Origin of the sequence: Polaribacter sp. IC073 (assembly GCF_007997075.1) — a bacterium.
Taxonomy (GTDB): Bacteria; Bacteroidota; Bacteroidia; order Flavobacteriales; family Flavobacteriaceae; genus Polaribacter.
This window is the reverse complement of sequence record NZ_VORS01000014.1, coordinates 15,826-32,780: the sequence shown is the minus strand read 5'-3', so window position 1 is coordinate 32,780 and position 16,955 is coordinate 15,826. Positions and strand designations below refer to the sequence as shown.

General features: G+C 30.1%; 17 protein-coding genes. 10 read left to right on the top strand and 7 right to left on the bottom strand.

Annotated elements, in window-relative coordinates:
* Nucleotides 1-149 precede the first annotated feature (149 nt).
* From ES045_RS15680 to ES045_RS15640, 10 genes are all read left to right on the top strand, one after another.
* Nucleotides 150-422 carry a 2TM domain-containing protein gene (locus tag ES045_RS15680; protein WP_147117222.1) on the top strand — a complete coding sequence of 91 codons (273 nt, stop codon included), beginning with the start codon at nucleotides 150-152 and terminating at the stop codon, nucleotides 420-422.
* Between the two features lie 108 nt (nucleotides 423-530).
* Complete coding sequence (locus tag ES045_RS15675; protein ID WP_147117221.1) at nucleotides 531-1,286, top strand: LytR/AlgR family response regulator transcription factor; 756 nt, start codon at nucleotides 531-533, stop codon at nucleotides 1,284-1,286.
* Nucleotides 1,287-1,707: 421 nt separating this feature from the next.
* Complete coding sequence (locus ES045_RS15670; protein ID WP_147117220.1) at nucleotides 1,708-2,286, top strand: porin family protein; 579 nt, start codon at nucleotides 1,708-1,710, stop codon at nucleotides 2,284-2,286.
* Between the two features lie 1,039 nt (nucleotides 2,287-3,325).
* The gene (locus ES045_RS15665; RefSeq protein ID WP_147117219.1) at nucleotides 3,326-4,831 is read left to right on the top strand and encodes a GIY-YIG nuclease family protein; all 1,506 of its coding nucleotides are present in this window, start codon (nucleotides 3,326-3,328) and stop codon (nucleotides 4,829-4,831) included.
* A 274-nt stretch (nucleotides 4,832-5,105) separates the two neighbouring features.
* The gene (locus ES045_RS15660) at nucleotides 5,106-6,107 is read left to right on the top strand and encodes a DHH family phosphoesterase (RefSeq protein ID WP_147117218.1); all 1,002 of its coding nucleotides are present in this window, start codon (nucleotides 5,106-5,108) and stop codon (nucleotides 6,105-6,107) included.
* Nucleotides 6,108-6,272: 165 nt separating this feature from the next.
* Nucleotides 6,273-7,844: a helicase HerA-like domain-containing protein gene (locus ES045_RS15655; RefSeq protein ID WP_147117217.1), complete on the top strand. Its 1,572-nt coding sequence runs from the start codon at nucleotides 6,273-6,275 to the stop codon at nucleotides 7,842-7,844.
* Nucleotides 7,845-7,889: 45 nt separating this feature from the next.
* Nucleotides 7,890-8,456 (top strand): hypothetical protein, encoded by a 567-nt coding sequence (locus ES045_RS15650; RefSeq protein ID WP_147117216.1) that lies wholly within the window; start codon nucleotides 7,890-7,892, stop codon nucleotides 8,454-8,456.
* A gap of 224 nt (nucleotides 8,457-8,680) precedes the next feature.
* Complete coding sequence (locus ES045_RS16490; protein ID WP_189663128.1) at nucleotides 8,681-8,848, top strand: hypothetical protein; 168 nt, start codon at nucleotides 8,681-8,683, stop codon at nucleotides 8,846-8,848.
* Nucleotides 8,849-8,852: 4 nt separating this feature from the next.
* Nucleotides 8,853-9,218 (top strand): cupin domain-containing protein, encoded by a 366-nt coding sequence (locus tag ES045_RS15645; RefSeq protein WP_147117215.1) that lies wholly within the window; start codon nucleotides 8,853-8,855, stop codon nucleotides 9,216-9,218.
* Nucleotides 9,219-9,297: 79 nt separating this feature from the next.
* Nucleotides 9,298-10,329 (top strand): AI-2E family transporter, encoded by a 1,032-nt coding sequence (locus ES045_RS15640; protein ID WP_147117214.1) that lies wholly within the window; start codon nucleotides 9,298-9,300, stop codon nucleotides 10,327-10,329.
* Here ES045_RS15640 and ES045_RS15635 read toward each other — a convergent pair.
* From ES045_RS15635 to msrB, 7 genes are all read right to left on the bottom strand, one after another.
* The gene (locus tag ES045_RS15635) at nucleotides 10,326-11,234 is read right to left on the bottom strand and encodes a YitT family protein (RefSeq protein ID WP_147117213.1); all 909 of its coding nucleotides are present in this window, start codon (nucleotides 11,232-11,234) and stop codon (nucleotides 10,326-10,328) included. The genes ES045_RS15640 and ES045_RS15635 overlap by 4 nt on opposite strands.
* 4 nt (nucleotides 11,235-11,238) lie before the next feature.
* Entirely contained in the window at nucleotides 11,239-12,114 is an 876-nt protein-coding gene (gene folD / locus ES045_RS15630) for a bifunctional methylenetetrahydrofolate dehydrogenase/methenyltetrahydrofolate cyclohydrolase FolD (RefSeq protein ID WP_147117212.1), read from the bottom strand.
* A gap of 68 nt (nucleotides 12,115-12,182) precedes the next feature.
* A complete protein-coding gene (gene ffh, locus ES045_RS15625) occupies nucleotides 12,183-13,511 on the bottom strand; it encodes a signal recognition particle protein (RefSeq protein WP_147117211.1) in 1,329 nt (442 codons plus the stop codon).
* A 77-nt stretch (nucleotides 13,512-13,588) separates the two neighbouring features.
* On the bottom strand, nucleotides 13,589-14,029 hold the full coding sequence (locus ES045_RS15620; protein WP_147117210.1) for a hypothetical protein: 441 nt from the start codon (nucleotides 14,027-14,029) through the stop codon (nucleotides 13,589-13,591).
* Between the two features lie 23 nt (nucleotides 14,030-14,052).
* On the bottom strand, nucleotides 14,053-14,589 hold the full coding sequence (locus ES045_RS15615) for a DinB family protein (RefSeq protein ID WP_147117209.1): 537 nt from the start codon (nucleotides 14,587-14,589) through the stop codon (nucleotides 14,053-14,055).
* Between the two features lie 176 nt (nucleotides 14,590-14,765).
* Nucleotides 14,766-16,262 carry a YfcC family protein gene (locus tag ES045_RS15610; RefSeq protein WP_147117208.1) on the bottom strand — a complete coding sequence of 499 codons (1,497 nt, stop codon included), beginning with the start codon at nucleotides 16,260-16,262 and terminating at the stop codon, nucleotides 14,766-14,768.
* 47 nt (nucleotides 16,263-16,309) lie between these two features.
* Nucleotides 16,310-16,789 carry a peptide-methionine (R)-S-oxide reductase MsrB gene (msrB, locus tag ES045_RS15605; protein WP_147117207.1) on the bottom strand — a complete coding sequence of 160 codons (480 nt, stop codon included), beginning with the start codon at nucleotides 16,787-16,789 and terminating at the stop codon, nucleotides 16,310-16,312.
* Nucleotides 16,790-16,955: the final 166 nt, after the last annotated feature.

Here is a 16,955-nt window from a genome sequence, read left to right as displayed (position 1 = left end):
TACGAAATCTGTGTAGAAAAGAGAGGTGATTTTCAATGTTGACGAGATCTATAGTCTCTGCGTATAAAATAACCTTAATCCCCTCTTTTGTGCTTTCTAATTTATATTGTTTAAGTTAACATATTTAGTATAATGCTAAGTTAAGCCGTATAGAAGAAATTAAAAAATTCTATAAACATGTGGTTGCTTACATTTTGGTAAATTTGTTTTTAGCATTTGTATGGAATTTTTCTTTTAAATTTTTCGGAGATTTTATCGTTAGCAATCAGTTTGATGGAGGAGAAAACACTTATTTGCCAATTTGGTTTATTTGGGGAATATTTTTAATTCTTCACGGAATTAAAACTTTTGGATTCCCTAATTTATTTGGTAAAGATTGGGAAGAAAAAAAGATTGATGAATATATGAAAGAAGAAAATTAGTTTAAAAGTTGCAAAAGCTTCAGCGCTATAAAGTGACAAAGTTTACCTTTCTGTCATTCCGACGATAGGAGGAATCTTAAAATCTAAGAATTTAACAACTAAAAGAAAATGAACGTACTAATAATTGAAGATGAAAAACCAGCAGCAAGAAGATTAAACAGAATGTTGGCTATTTTAGACATCGAAGTACAGCAAATGTTGCACTCGGTAGAAGAGTCTTTAAACTGGTTGCAGAATAACAAACACCCAGATTTAATATTTTTAGACATTCAACTCTCAGACGGCATCTCTTTTGAGATTTTCGAAGAAATTGAAGTCAAATCTGCTATTATTTTTACGACTGCGTATGACGAATATGCGTTAAAAGCTTTCAAACTAAATAGTATTGATTATTTACTGAAACCTCTAGATGAAGAAGAGTTAAAAGTAGCGGTAGATAAGTTTAAAGAATACCAACCAAAACAATCTAACGTGCAAGTAAACTTAGATGATATTCGTAAATTGTTGGTAAACCCTGTAGATCGGAAGTTTAAAAAAAGGCTAACAATTAAAGTCGGACAACATCTAAAAATTATAAATATTGAAGATGTTGCCTGTTTTTACAGTGAAAATAAAGCGACTTATATTCATACCAAAGAAAATAGAAACTATTTATTAGACAATTCTTTAGAGCATTGGCAAGAACAATTAGATCCAGCGCAATTCTTTAGAGTAAACCGTACTTTTATTGTGCATATAAATACCATTAAAGACATTATTGCGTATTCTAATTCGCGTTTAAAATTAATCTTGCATCCTTTTAACGAAACCGAAATTATTGTCAGTAGAGAAAGGGTTAAAGATTTTAAGAGTTGGATTGACTGATATAAGCAAGGAATCACATTGTTTTTTACAAAATAATAACTTTTCACTTATTAAAGTTTTTTTATAGAAAACTAAGCAAGGTTTATCACTTCGAGGTTTTTTTTAAGAAAGAAGAAAAGTGTGTTGAGAAGTTTTTAAAGTAATTATAAAAATCTATGTTTATAAGGTTTACCCTGAGTTAATTATAATAAAAAGAGGAAGAGTCACTATTATTAGGTTACTCTCCTAGAACGATGTTTGAAGTGATTTTTTTTAGATTTTTAGTAGTTCTTTTCATAGAGTTTGTTATTGTCTATTTTTAAATTGCTTTTGCCTTCTTCTTCACAACTTTTTCGGATGATTTTTTTAATCTTTTTATTTTTTATTTCTAAAAATAACTATATGTTTGTGGAAAGAATTAGTTAATTTAAAAATTGAAATTATGAAAAAAGTATTATTAGCTGTTGCTATTGTTGCTGCAGGATTTACAGCAAACGCACAGGATGTAAAGTTTGGAGCTAAAGCGGGTCTAAACTTTGCTAACGTTTATGGAGATGATGTTGAAAACAATGATTATAGAACTTCTCTTCATGTGGGTGCAGTTGCAGAAATCGAAATTTCTGAAAAGTTTTCTCTTCAGCCAGAATTAATGTATTCAACTCAAGGAGCCAAAACTGATGAGAATAATGTTGACTTAACTATGAAGTTAGATTATTTAAACGTTCCTGTTATGGCTAAGTATTATGTAGCTGAAGGTTTTAGTTTAGAAGCAGGACCTCAAGTAGGCTTCTTATTATCTGCAAAAGTAAAAGCAGAATCTGGAGGTGACTCAGGAGAAGTGGATGTAAAAGATGAATTTGAAACAATTGATTTCGGATTAAATTTTGGTGCTGGTTATAAGTTAGATAGTGGTTTAAATTTTAGTGCTCGTTATAACTTAGGTTTATCTAACGTAGCTAAAGAATCTGATAATAGTATTAAAAATGGAGTATTTCAAGTATCTGTTGGATATTTTTTCTAAATAGAAACAAAATAAAAGTAATATAGGGAAGTAAATTAGCTTCCCTTTTTTTATGCTCAAAAAGTTAAAATAGTATTAAAATACAAATATTAAAATCAGAGGTGATTTCCTTCATTGTTTCTTAGTTGTCAGTTTATTATTTATAAAAAGGGAAAAACCTAATTTCACCAATTATAATATAACACATTTAAACATTATATGTTTTTGTTAACGTTGGCAAGAATTATAGAAATGTAGCTAAGTTGATAAAAGTATAGAAACAAAAAAAATCAATCTTCCATTTATGTCTGATTTCCTTGCTAAGTTCCTGATTATGATTGGTGTAGGTTTGTTATTTTTATTCCGGCTGCTTATTTTGAAGGCAAAGTAGGTGTAACCATTACTGCTAGAATTCTTACAGTTATTAATTGCTATTTATTTTCATATCCAATTGCATTAGGTAAATCCTTTTCAAACAGCAATTCCTCTATGAGTTCAAATATGAATATGATTCTCCAGTTTTTGGCTTTTAGTGCTTACTGCTCTTTTTGCCTTAGTCAAGTAGCTCATAGTGTATAAAGGCTCTAAAATTAAATCATTAATATAGAGTGTTATGTTGTTAGGCTAGCTAACGATTGTTGGACTGAATATTACTGAAATTAAAATATTTTTTGATTGAAAAGTATCTAACATAGTTAATTAAGAAGGACCTCATAGTTGGTTCTTCTAATGAGATTTTTTAATTGCTAAAAAGCTCATTTCGAAATGAGGTTTGGCTTAGAATTCAATTAACTGAAATAACGATTTACAGTATTTATTTTTATTTATTGATGAATGCTAACGATTGTCATTCAGAACGAAGAGTAATCTCACAATTAGTTTTCTTAATGAGGTTTCTCAATCACTGAAAATCTCATTTCGAAATGACATTTGGATTATAATTTGGTTTGTTTCTAAACCTATTTTCTTCTAACTTCGCTTGCTCCTGATTCAAGTCATTGAAACGACATCATATCAGTGTTAACTTTTTATCTCATTCTAAAAAAAAAATGAACAGAAAATGAGTGACAAAATACTATTAAATGAAACTTTGATAAATTACTTCCAAAATAAAGATTTTGTTGGAATGATTAATTACTGTAATTCAAAAATAGAATTAGATAACTCAATTTATTTGCTTTTCGGTGCAAGAGGCAAAGCCTTTATGGAAAAAGAAGAATTTGATAATGCAGTTATTGATATTTCACGAGCTTTAGAATTAAATTCAAACTATACTATAGGATTATATAATAGGGGCATTTGTTATTATTCAATAGATAAATATGATTTAGCTATTAGAGATTTAGAAAGTGCGAAATATCTAAATAACAAATTAGATGGTCTAGATTTTTATTTAGGAGCGTGCAATTATTTTATTGGAAACTATGAAAAATCGATTGAATTATTTTCAAATCATTTATTAGATTATGATGATGAATTTACTTTAAAATGGAGAGCGGACATATATAATTTGACAGAACAATTTGAAAAAGCAAATATTGATATTGTTAGATTACTTTCAAAAGAGATTAAATATATTATCCGTTTTCAAAAAATCAATGATATTGAAAAAATAAAAACAGCAATTCCAAAGGATGGTAATAAATTATTTCTAGTTAGTGAGTATGGATTTCAACATTTAAGGGATGAAAAATGTAGTGGTATATATATCATTGAATTTAGGAATAATGAATATTATATAGGGCAGGCAAAAAAAATACAAGTCCGAATTAAACAGCATTTAAAAAAATATAATGACATTATAACCGTGTATTTCAAACCAATAATTGAAGATTTATTGCTTTTTGAAGAAAATAGAATAATAGGGCTTTTTGAAAGCAAAGAATTAAGAATTCGCAACCTTAAACAAATTGAATTTTTGAATGTTTTTGATGCGGAGCAACAAGAATTATGGGTAAGTAACTTCAATTATAATTTATTAACTGGTAGTAAATTTAATAATACAGATGTAAGAGTAAAGTTTAAAGACAGGTATTTGAAATTTAAAAAAAAGTCATATTTTGACGAGATAATAAATTTATTGAGAAAATATATTAAATCAACCATTCCTAATTATTTAGCGAGTGAATTTAATTACTGGAACTTAACCTGTTTACCTAATTATTTAAAAAAATCTAATTGCGTAACAAGAATCAATATTAATTCTGTACCAGTATTGTCAGTGTTTGAAGAACCTGATAATTCTTTAACATTTATGCTATATGTGTCAAAAGTACCTTACTTAAGAAGTCTTGAAGAAAAAAATGATTCATTTAAATCACTCTTAGAAACGATACCATCTTTAAAGCTTGATTTAAGGGACGCTTATGAAGAAAAGACTGAAGGAGATGAAATTACAGTTTTAATCAGTCAAAAAGATTTCCATTGTGCACTCGAAAATAAATTATTAATTTCCTCAATACGGCTTTTTAATTTGAGAATGATGAATAGAACAGGAAGAGAGGAGAAATACAGAAGAGCAGTAAGTCACTGTTTAGATCTTTCTGACAAGGTTTTAGAAGGATAAACAAGCTCGTATGAAAAGACAAACTTAAATAAAATAATTGCTAGTTTTAGCCTATTTACAAATAACCTCACGGATTTTCTATTCATTTTAAATCTATTAAACCACGAAACTTTAGAAAAATTTCTTCAAATATTTCTTCAACCAAAACAACAAACAATTCCCTAACAATTAAACTTTAACAACTCCCTTCCACACTTCAATAATAAACCTAACTTCGCACCTTCCAAAAAACATACCATTGCTATAATAAATGGCAATTGAAAAAATACACTACATGAATATTTACAAACAAATTGAAGTAGAAATATTAGCAGCCTCTAATATCGTAATTACAGCACACAAATCTGCAGACGGAGACTCAATTGGTTCTTCTTTAGGTTTGCTTCATTTTATAGAAAAATTAGGTAAAAAAGCCGTGGTTTGTCACCCCGATAAAGCACCCGATTTTTTAGATTGGTTAGATACTTCTTCAATTATTTTAATGGATAAAAATTCGGATGAGGTAACTGAACAAATGCAAAAAGCAGATTTAATTTTCTGTTTAGATTACAATGCAACCAATAGAGTAGGACCAGAAATGCAAGCGTTGTTAGAAGCAGTAACTTGTAAGAAGATTATGATCGATCATCATTTGAATCCTGAAGAATTTCCTACAATAACGGTTTCAGAAACTACGGCATCATCAACATCTCAATTAATTGTAGACTTAATAGAAGAATCTGGTCATATAGATTTGTTAGATGAAAAAATAGGAACACCTTTATACTTAGGTATTTTAACAGATACCGGTAGTTTTAGATTCAATTCTGTAAAACCAAGAACACATGACGTTTTAGGAAAACTATTGGCAGCAGGAGTAGTACACCATTTAATTCACGAAAAATTAAGTGATAATAATACCGAATCTCGTTTGCGTTTGCAAGGATACGCAATGAGCGAGAAGTTAGAAATTTTATATGATTACAATGTGGCAATTATTTCTTTGTCTAAAGAAGAATTGGCAAAATATAATTACAAAAAAGGAGATACAGATAGTTTGGCAAACTTGGTTTTGTCTATAAAAGGAATGAAAGCTGCGATTGTTTTTACAGAAAGAGACGGAATTATGAAAATTTCTTTCCGTTCTAAAGGAGCAGAAAACCCTGTAAATATGTTGGCAAAAGAACATTTTAACGGAGGAGGTCATGCAAATGCTTCTGGAGGAATGAGCGACTTAACAGTTGAAGAAACTTTAGAGAAATTAAAAGGCTTGATTCCTGAATATTTTCAGAAATAAGACCAATTAGATCTTAAAAAAGAAGAAGAGGTTTTAACTTTATTGTAAAGTTAGAACCTTTTTTATTGCATTCATTTTAAATTTTCATTTAAAACTATTTCAAACAAAATGTTTAAATAATTTCACAACAATTAAAGTTTGATTATTTTTATCAAAATTTAGTAAATGAGTCAAAAGGAAGAATTCTTTGAATACATAAATAATGGTTACAAAACCAAAGGCGATTTTATAGCATTAGGTGCTGCCATGTTAGGGGAAGAAACTATAACAGATGCGATTGTAAAAGTTCCTTTAAAGACCCTAAATAGACATGGTTTAATTGCTGGAGCAACCGGAACAGGGAAAACAAAAACCTTGCAAGTTTTGGCTGAAAATTTATCAGAAAAAGGTGTGCCTGTGTTGTTAATGGACATCAAAGGAGATCTTTCTGGTTTGGCACAAGCAAGCCCAGGACACGCCAAAATAGACGAACGTCATGCAAAAATTGGTTTTCCGTTTACAGCACAAAAGTTCCCGATTGAAATTTTAACAATTTCTGAGCAAGAAGGAACAAGAATGCGTGCAACAGTCTCAGAATTTGGCCCCGTTTTATTATCAAGGATTTTAGATTTAACAGAAACACAGTCTGGTATTGTTTCCATCATTTTTAAATATTGTGATGATAATAAGTTTGCATTATTAGATATTAAAGACTTTAAAAAAGTTTTACAATACGTTACAAATGAAGGGAAAGAAGAAATTCAAGCCGAATACGGGCGCATTTCTTCTTCTTCTACAGGTGCAATTTTGCGTAAAATTGTAGCAATAGAACAACAAGGTGGCGATTTATTCTTTGGTGAAAAATCTTTTGAAGTAGAAGATTTAACCAGAGTAGATGCAGATGGAAAAGGAATCATTTCTGTGTTAAGATTGACAGATATTCAAGACAAGCCAAAGTTGTTTTCAACATTTATGTTGCAATTATTAGCTGAGGTATATGAAACGTTTCCAGAACAAGGAGATTCTGGTAGACCAGAATTAATTATCTTTATAGACGAAGCACACTTGGTGTTTGAAGAAGCATCTAAGGCTTTATTAAATCAGATAGAAAGTATTGTAAAATTAATTCGTTCTAAAGGAATTGGATTGTATTTTGTAACTCAGAATCCTAAAGATGTGCCAGAAGATATTTTAGCACAATTGGGGTTGAAAATTCAGCATGCGTTAAGAGCATTTACTGCAAAAGACAGAAAAGCAATTAAATTGGCTGCAGAGAATTATCCGAGTTCAGAGTATTACGATACAAAGGAAGTCTTAACACAATTAGGTATCGGAGAAGCATTTGTTTCCGTTTTAAACGAAAAAGGAATTCCGACACCGTTGGCAAGAACCATGTTGCGTGCGCCAATGAGTAGAATGGACGTATTAAATGCCAAGGAAATAAAGCAAGTAATAAATAACTCTAGATTGTTTTACAAATACAATGAAAACCTAGACAGAGAAAGCGCATACGAGTTATTAAATGCTAAAATTGAAAAAGTAAATCTTGCAGAAGCAAAAGCAATTAAGGCAGCAGCAGCTGAAAAGGAAAGAGAGAAAGTAGCCAAGGAAAAAGAAAAGGAAAGACAAAGAGAGGAGAGAGCGACTAGAAGTTCTTCTAGAAGACGAAGTACTGCGCAGAATCCGTTAATTAAAGTGTTAACAAGTGCTACTTTTATAAGAGCAGCTTTCGGAATATTAAAGAAAGTTTTAAAATAACAAAACCAATAATAGAACGTTATAAAACGTATAAACTACCAAAAAATGATTAAAAAAAATATTTTATCAATAGTAATAATTGCTTGTGCTTTCTTAATTGTAAGCTGTGGAGACGGAGGAAAATTCAAAATTGAAAAAGGTAAAGTTGGGCATTTAACAACAAAAACTACTGTGCAAGAATTAGCAGATATTTTCAAAAAAGATTCAATTATTAAAAATTTAAGTGAAGGTGCTTTAGGAGATAATTATTTTCAAGATGATGATGAATATTTAGTTTTTGAAAAAGGAGGAAAGCACTTGCTAACCATTATACCTAAAGATCAATTAGATTCAGTTTCTACGATTAAAAGTATAGAAATTCACGATGCTAGATTTAAAACGGCAACAGCTATAAGTATAAATTCTAGTTTTTCTCAGATAAATGTAAATAACAATATCAATAGAATAGAATCTACTTTTTCTACTGCAACGCTGTTTATAGACGATTTAAACGCAACAATAGCAATCGATAAAGAAGAATTAGGTTTAAAAGATTTTACAACTCAGAAAGTAACTTTAGAGCAAATTCCTGATTTGGCTAAAATGAAATCTTTTATCGTTTGGTTTAATTAAAATTATTTTGAAACACCTTTTTTCGATAGAACACAACAAGAAGGCAGTTCTATAACCAAATTCTGAATTTGATAGAAGAATCATTTTTCAGTATTATCTAGATACTGATCTTTAAATTAATAATTTTGAGAGAGATTCTTTTATAAACACATGTTCTTGAGCTAGAAATTATTGATATTATAGGTTGTTTCTTAAATGATAAAAGTTATTTAAACATATTAAGGTTGGCAATAGGGGAAAAAAATAAATATAATAAAAAGTTATCAGAATTAGCAGCTACGTTGTTTAATTCAGAAAACGCAGATTCTTATTATTTCATTGAAAAAAAAGAGGAAGCTTTCTCTAAAATAGAAATCGGAATTAATAGGAAGTATAGCGTATTATATAATTAAATACATGAAAAAATATACCATTCAAAAATCTCCATTTGTTGTACCAACAACAGATGGTAAGTTAATAGAAGAGCATTTTGGGAAAGCTACAGATGGTAATTCTCAAATTAGTTTAGCCCATATGGTTGCGCCATCTAATTGGAGTGAACCTTTTCAAACACCTAAATTTGACGAATATACGTATATCATTAAAGGTAAGAAACAGTTTATTATAGAGGATGAAACCATTATCTTAGAAGCGGGAGAATCCATTAAAATTGAAAAAAACACAAGAGTGCAATATTCCAACCCGTTTGATGCACCTTGTGAATATTTATCGGTTTGTTTACCTGCATTTGCCATTGATTTGGTACATAGAGAAGAAGGTTGAAATTTTAATAGCGTTACATTTAAAACTGATTAGAGTAATATTAAAAGTCGATCTTTAGTAAATTGCATAAAATTCTTATATGAAAGATACAATTGCGCCAAAAACAATAAGACAGGTATTTGTCTTATTGCTAATTTTATTTATTGGGATTCTTATTTTTAAGGAAATGTTGCCTTATTTATCTGGTGTTTTAGGGGCAATTACAATTTATGTCTTATTAAGGCGATGGATGGTTGCCTTAGTAAATAGGAATTGGAATGCAGATTTTGCAGCTATTTTTTTAATGCTCATCTCCTTTGTATGTATTTTACTTCCTGTTGCTGGACTTTTAATGTTGCTAGGAAATAAGATAGGAGACGCCGTCTCAAATTCTGAACAAGTAACACTTGCGCTAAAAGGTTTATTTGGTAATATTGAAACGAAATATGGTTTTGATTTGGCAGAAAGAATAAATGTTTCTGAAGTTTCTGTTTGGGTTACAAACAACCTAGAAGGTTTTGCTGGCGGTACTTTTAATATCTTTATCGCCATTGGTATTATGTATTTTATTTTGTTTTACATGCTAACCAATAGAACCGAATTAAAGAATTCTTTATATGAATATATTCCTATTAGCGACAAAAACCTAAAAATAATAGGAAGAGAATCTCAAGCAATGGTACGTTCTAACGCAATAGGAATTCCGTTGGTAGCTGTTGCACAAGGAATTATTGCGTTGATAGGTTTTTTAATTTTTAACATCAATGACCCTTTCTTTTGGTTTATAATTGTAACGGTTGGTTCTATGATTCCGTTTGTAGGAACTTTAATAGGAATCTTGCCGGTATTTATTCTTACACTTTCTTCTGGAAATAGCTTTGCCGCTTGGGGAATTTTAATTTATGGTATTGTTGTAGTCGGTTCTACAGACAATGTTATTCGTTTATTAGTATTAAAAAAGTTAGACAATGTACACCCATTAATTACGTTAATAGGTGTTATTGTTGGTGTGCCTTTATTTGGTTTTATTGGTCTTATTTTTGGACCACTATTAATTAGTTTATTTTTGGTAATTGTTCGAATTTACAGAAAAGAGTTTGGCGCAGAAAAAGATGAAAAGAAGGTGCTTTAATGAGTAGATGTATGTACTGAGTTTATTTTTTTATTTTTTTTCTTATCAATATAATGTCTTAGAACACCACCTTTTACACTATTTACATCAAATTCAACAATGAAAGCTTTGGTATCTATTTCTTGTACAATGCGATACATTTTTCTAATATCGATTCTGTTTACTACAGAATGAATAATATCTAGATCTTCTACAACACCTTTATTTCCGAAGCCAGAAGTAGCTCCTTTATAGATAGTTAAACCAACGCCCAACTCTTCTAAAATAGCTTTTTTAATAAGCCCATGTTCTTTAGAAACGATGGTAACACCAATAAAGTCCTCAAAACCTTCAATAACCGTATCTGTAACTTTTGCTGCTATAATATAGGTTAAAACAGAGTAAAGGGCAACTTCAACGGAAACCACAAATGCAGTAACACTAAATAAAATAAGATTAAAGAATAAGACAATTTTACCAATGCTAATACCAAATTTATCGTTCAAATAAATACCTAAAATCTCTGAACCGTCTAAAACAGCACCATTTCTAATGGTAATTCCAATTCCAGAACCCACTAAAATACCTCCAAAAATAGAAATCAATAATTTATCATTTGTAATGGTTTGAAAATTTTCTACGTGAATAAAAATAGCCAAACCTAAAATGCTTATAATCGATTTTATTACAATGCGTTTAGAAACAGTAAAATAGCCCAGAATTAAAAAAGGAATACTAAAAATAAGTAGCAAGTAAGACATGTTTATATCTACTTGAGTTCTCACTAAAAGGGCAATACCAGTAACACCACCATCTAGAAAACCATTAGGCAATAAAAAAGCTTTTAACCCTAAACTGGTTAATACAATTCCTATAAATATTTGAAAATATTCAAAAAAATAGGTGCTTCCTTTTTTTTTATTCATAGAATTAATATTTTCTTTTACAAGCTAATAAGGTGTTTTTTAACAACATTGCAATGGTCATAGGACCAACTCCACCAGGAACAGGTGTAATAAAATCAGATTTTTTAGAAACTTCTTCAAAAGCAACATCACCAACCAATCGGTATCCATTTTTTTTAGAAGAATCTGCTAAACGTGTAATACCAACATCTATTACAGTAACATTGTCTTTTACCATATCTGCTTTTAAAAACTCTGGGATTCCAATGGCAGCAATAATAATATCTGCTTGTAAAGTAATGTCTTTTAAGTTTTTGGTTCTACTATGGCACATAGTAACGGTTGCATTTCCTACTTTTCTTTTTTGTGAAAGTAAAATACTCATTGGGCTTCCTACAATATGACTTCTACCTAAAACGACTACATGTTTCCCCGAAGTTTCTACATGATATCTTTCTAACAATTCTAAGATACCAAACGGTGTAGCAGAGATAAATGTAGGTAAATTTAACGCCATTTTCCCAACATTTGTTGGGTGAAATCCGTCTACATCTTTATCAGGGTCTACGGCCATTAAAACCTTCTGTTCGTCTATATGCTTTGGTAATGGAAGTTGTACAATAAAACCATCAATATCATTATCAACATTTAAAACGGCAATCTCATTTAATAATTCTTCCTCTGTAATTTCTTTGGGTAATCTTATTAAAGTAGATTCAAAACCAACTCTTTCACAAGCTTTTACTTTCGCATTTACATAGGTAATACTTGCGCCATCATTTCCTACAATAATAGCGGCAAGGTGAGGTGTATCATGACCTTTATTTTTTAATTCTCTAACTTCTAAAGCAATTTCTTCTTTAATATCTGCTGCAGTTTTTTTTCCGTCTAGTAAAATCATTCTTGTTTGTGTTGTTGTGTTTTATGTATAAAAAAAAGATAAACAATTGTTTATCTTTTTTTAAATTTTTACTGCATTCCTTTCATCATTTGCATCATTTTCTTACTACCACCACCTTGCATCATTTTCATCATTTTGCTCATTTGATTAAATTGCTTCATCAATTGGTTTACCTCATTAACAGAAGTACCAGAGCCTTTAGCAATTCTCTTTTTTCTGCTTGCATTTATAGTTGTTGGAATACTTCTTTCTTCTGGAGTCATAGAATGAATTATAGCTTCAATTCCTTTAAAAGCATCATCATCTATATCTATATCTTTCATTGCTTTACCAGCTCCAGGAATCATACCCATAAGGTCTTTCATGCTTCCCATCTTTTTAATTTGCTGAATCTGACTTAAGAAATCATCAAAACCAAACTGATTTTTTGCAATTTTCTTTTGTAATTTTCTAGCTTCCTCTTCATCATATTGGTCCTGCGCTCTTTCAACAAGAGAAATAACATCTCCCATTCCAAGAATTCTGTCTGCCATTCTATCTGGATGAAAAACATCGATTGCATCCATTTTTTCTCCAGTACCGATAAATTTTATTGGTTTATCAACAACAGATTTAATAGATAAAGCAGCTCCACCACGAGTATCACCATCTAATTTTGTAAGAACAACTCCATCAAAATTTAAGATATCATTAAAGGCTTTTGCCGTATTTACAGCATCTTGTCCAGTCATAGAATCTACCACAAATAAGGTTTCTTGTGGTTCAATTGTTTTATGAATGTTAGAAATCTCTGTCATCATTTCTTCATCTACAGCCAAACGACCAGCTGTATCAATAATAACTACATTTTTACCAGTTGCTTTTGCATGTTTAATTGCGTTTACAGAAATTTCTACAGGATTATTGTTACCAACTTCTGCATATACTTCTACACCAATTTGCTCACCAACTACTTGTAATTGGTTAATTGCTGCAGGTCTATACACATCACAACCAACTAAAAGTACTTCTTTAGATTTTTTAGTTTTTAAGAAATTTGCTAATTTTCCAGAAAAAGTAGTTTTACCAGAACCTTGCAAACCAGACATTAAAATAATGGTTGGAGAACCCGCTAAATTAACGCCAACAGTTTCGCCACCCATTAACAAAGTTAGTTCGTCTTTAACCAACTTCACCATTAATTGTCCAGGGTTTAATGTTGTTAAAACATCTTGTCCTAGTGCTTGGGTTTGTACTCTCTTCGTAAAATCTTTGGCAATTTTAAAGTTAACATCGGCATCTAGCAACGCTCTTCTAACTTCTTTTAAAGTTTCTGCAACGTTTACTTCTGTAATCTTACCGTGTCCTTTTAAGGTATGTAAGGCTTTATCTAATTTATCGCTTAAATTATTAAACATAATTTGTGTCTTTTTTGGAAACACAAATATAATAAATTAACAAGTATTTTTATAAAGTTATTAATGCCTTTTTTAGATTAGTTTTTCTTTAAAAATAAAGGAACAAAGAAGTTTAAAAGATGTATAAGAATTGAGCTGATAAAGAGTATAATTGAGATAAAAATTACAGTTTCTGAATGGTCATTTAGAAGGTTAAATTCTGCAGGATATTGTGCACCAAGCCAATTCCACCGATGTTTTGTCATTAATAAAAATAGGGCTAAAATTTGTAATAAAACATGAAGTATCGTTAACCCTTTTTTAGGGGGTTTATCTGCCCAAATTAAAGATAAATAATTAAAACCTACCAATGTAAAGTAGATTGCAGAAATGTAAAACCAAAAATCTACCGTAAAATCATAGTAGACATCACCTATATTAAAGTCTATACTTAGCTCTCTATTTATAAAACCTAAGATTACAAAAGAAAGAGCTAATGCAAAGAAAAAAAGATGTGGTTTCGCTATTATTTTACTCATATTACTTTCATATAACAAGCGTTTTAAAGGCCTTCACTATAATTATGTATTAAAATATTGGTGTGATGTTCTGTGTGATGTACAGTCCACATAATAATTTCTCTAAGCGTCATTTTACCCATTAAAGGATGCGGAATTACCAAGGTATCTAAATTGAGGTCGCTTATTTTTCGGACTTTATATTGTAGTTTTTTGTTCTGAATTTGAAGTCTATTAATCAGTCGTTCTCTATTTTTTAGAATAGGTTTTTTTAACTTGCTATTGAATAAAGCAGCAATATCTTTATTTTCTTCTAATTTTTGTTGATAATTTCTAGCAACTGTTTCATAATCTCTGGTTGCTCTATTACAAAGACCAAATTTATATTTTAGAAAAAACCTAGGATAACTTAACGCGTTGTTAAGAAGCTGTAAGCTATCTGCTAAATGCTGAATTTGTTGACCAGTAGTCCATTTTCCTTGTGGCCCTTTTCCCCAATTTTCTTTCGGTTGTTTTTCTAACCAATCAAATAAGGTTCTATGTTTTTCTTCCAATAAATCTACAATTACTTCTTTGGTCATCTGAAACGAATATGTTACATGAAATGTACAATAAAAATACAATTAATAAAGTGAAGCCCCAGGATATTATATTTTATATATACTTAGTAATCTTTTTAGACTGTAAAAATACTGGCGGCAAATTCAAATTATTAGGTTAAAGAAAACACATCAATATGTGTTTTTAAAGCGAATATTTAAAGATAAACAGATATTGTTAAGAAAACCATGGATACTACCGCTAAAATAATAACTAAAGGCAGTACAAATTTCAGCCATTTGTCATAGCCAACTTTTACAATGGCAAGAGAAGCTAAAATTAGTCCTGTAGGGTTTATAAAGTTGAACAACCCCATCCCAAATAAATAAGCATTTACTACAGCCTCTCTACCAATATTTACACCATCTGCAAGCGGTGATAAAATAGGCATGGTTAAAACAGCCATTCCAGAAGAAGATGGTATAAAAAATGACAATCCGCTATACACAAATAGCATCGAATTTATAAAAAATCCTTTGTTCATTCCTTCGGTTACAGCACTAGAATAGTACAATAAAGTATCACTTATTAAGCCATCTTCCATAAGTATGGTAACACCTCTTGCAATACCAATTATAAAAGCAACACTTAGCAAATCGTTTGCTCCTTTTATAAAAGTTTCTACAAAAACGGTTTCATTTATTTTACAGATAAAACCTATTAAAAGTGCTCCAACAAAGAAAATACCAGTCATTTCTAAAAACCACCAATCTAAATTACTAACACCATACACCATAATGATAAAGCATAAAATAAAAACAGATAAAACCATTTTTAAGCGAAAGGTAAAGTTGCTGTTTCCTGATGAATTGTTGAAGAGAAACATTTTTTCTATCATTTCTTTTTGACTGAAAATAATAGATTTTGTAGGGTCTTTTTTTACTCTTTGGGCATATCTAATAATGTATAAAACACAGATAATTAAACCAATTGTAAACATGGCTATTCTTCCGTAAATTCCGGTAGTCCAATTAATACCAGCAGAATTAGAGGCTATTATGGTACTAAATGGGTTTATTGTTGACGCCATTGTACCTATAGAACTCCCTATATAAATACAAGCCAAAGCAACAATTGCATCATATTTTGCGGCTAAAAATATCGGAATTAAAATAGGGTAGAAGGCAATGGTTTCTTCGGCTAAACCAAAAGTTGTGCCACCAACAGCAATTAAAGAAGTTACAATAATAATTAGCGTATACTCTTTGCCTTTTAGAAGTTTAGAGAGCCTAAAAATACCTGCTTCAAAAGCACCTGTGTAATTTACAATAGCTACTAAACCACCTATAAAAAGAACTAAAATTATAATATCTGCAACCTGAATTATTCCTTTTAAAGGTGCTAAAATAAATTCGTTAAAACCTTGGGGTCTTGCTTCTAGTTCTTTATAGGTCTTAGGAATACTAATCGGCTTATAAATTGCACCTGAGGTAAAATTTTCTAAAGGAATCTTAATTTCTAAATCGTCTAATGTTTTTTGGGTTGCTTCCAAAGAAATAAAACTCCCGTTACTCGTTTTTATAAAAGTATTTTCTTCTTTATCATAGGCTAATCTATCAAACTGTCCTGAAGGAATTACCCATGTTAAGATAGCAACAAAAGCAGCAATTAAAAGTAATACTGTTTGTGCACTCGGAAATTTTATTTTTTTCATCTTTATATTTAAAAATATAAAGGTACTCTTTTAATGAATTTGTCTGTCTATTTTTGAGGAATAAAGGTTAAAGCAGCACCGTTTATGCAATGACGTTTTCCTGTAGTTTTTTGAGGGCCATCATCAAATGAATGCCCTAAATGACCACCACATGTATTGCATTTTAGCTCTGTTCTTGCATAGCCAATTTTATAATCTATATCTAATTCTACATTTTCCTTGATAGCTCTATCAAATGATGGCCAACCACTTCCCGAATCAAATTTATATTTAGATTCATACAAAGGTGTTTTACATGCTGCACAAACAAAAGTTCCTGCTTTTTCACTTTGATTAAACGGACTCGTAAAGGCTCTTTCTGTACCGGCTTCTCGCAATACATAATATTGTTTATTAGTTAATTCCTTTTTCCATTCTGCATTTGTCTTATTAACTTTATACTTTTTATTTTCTTTGGATGTATTTTGTGCTTTACCAGAACAACTTACTAATAAAACCATCATTAATAGGGAGTATATTTTATTCATTTGTATTTTTTTTATTATAGTTTAAATCTCATTTTTTTAGACGTTTTTTAATTTTAAGACTTACAGAAAATTAGTGTTATTTTATACGAATCAAATTTATATATTTTCTTTTCAGTTATTTAAAAAACGGATATAGCACATATCGTATTGATAAAAACTATAAATT

Excerpts from the sequence above, each read along its gene's own strand:
- ES045_RS15635 (WP_147117213.1), bottom strand. The coding sequence starts at position 11,234 with ATGAATAAAAAAAAAGGAAGCACCTATTTTTTTGAATATTTTCAAATA.
- ES045_RS15650 (WP_147117216.1), top strand. The coding sequence starts at position 7,890 with ATGATTAAAAAAAATATTTTATCAATAGTAATAATTGCTTGTGCTTTC.
- ES045_RS15645 (WP_147117215.1), top strand. The coding sequence starts at position 8,853 with ATGAAAAAATATACCATTCAAAAATCTCCATTTGTTGTACCAACAACA.
- ES045_RS15675 (WP_147117221.1), top strand. The coding sequence starts at position 531 with ATGAACGTACTAATAATTGAAGATGAAAAACCAGCAGCAAGAAGATTA.
- ES045_RS15655 (WP_147117217.1), top strand. The coding sequence starts at position 6,273 with ATGAGTCAAAAGGAAGAATTCTTTGAATACATAAATAATGGTTACAAA.
- ffh (WP_147117211.1), bottom strand. The coding sequence starts at position 13,511 with ATGTTTAATAATTTAAGCGATAAATTAGATAAAGCCTTACATACCTTA.
- ES045_RS15615 (WP_147117209.1), bottom strand. The coding sequence starts at position 14,589 with ATGACCAAAGAAGTAATTGTAGATTTATTGGAAGAAAAACATAGAACC.
- msrB (WP_147117207.1), bottom strand. The coding sequence starts at position 16,789 with ATGAATAAAATATACTCCCTATTAATGATGGTTTTATTAGTAAGTTGT.
- ES045_RS15670 (WP_147117220.1), top strand. The coding sequence starts at position 1,708 with ATGAAAAAAGTATTATTAGCTGTTGCTATTGTTGCTGCAGGATTTACA.
- ES045_RS15660 (WP_147117218.1), top strand. The coding sequence starts at position 5,106 with ATGAATATTTACAAACAAATTGAAGTAGAAATATTAGCAGCCTCTAAT.
- ES045_RS15610 (WP_147117208.1), bottom strand. The coding sequence starts at position 16,262 with ATGAAAAAAATAAAATTTCCGAGTGCACAAACAGTATTACTTTTAATT.
- ES045_RS15665 (WP_147117219.1), top strand. The coding sequence starts at position 3,326 with ATGAGTGACAAAATACTATTAAATGAAACTTTGATAAATTACTTCCAA.
- folD (WP_147117212.1), bottom strand. The coding sequence starts at position 12,114 with ATGATTTTACTAGACGGAAAAAAAACTGCAGCAGATATTAAAGAAGAA.
- ES045_RS15640 (WP_147117214.1), top strand. The coding sequence starts at position 9,298 with ATGAAAGATACAATTGCGCCAAAAACAATAAGACAGGTATTTGTCTTA.
- ES045_RS15620 (WP_147117210.1), bottom strand. The coding sequence starts at position 14,029 with ATGAGTAAAATAATAGCGAAACCACATCTTTTTTTCTTTGCATTAGCT.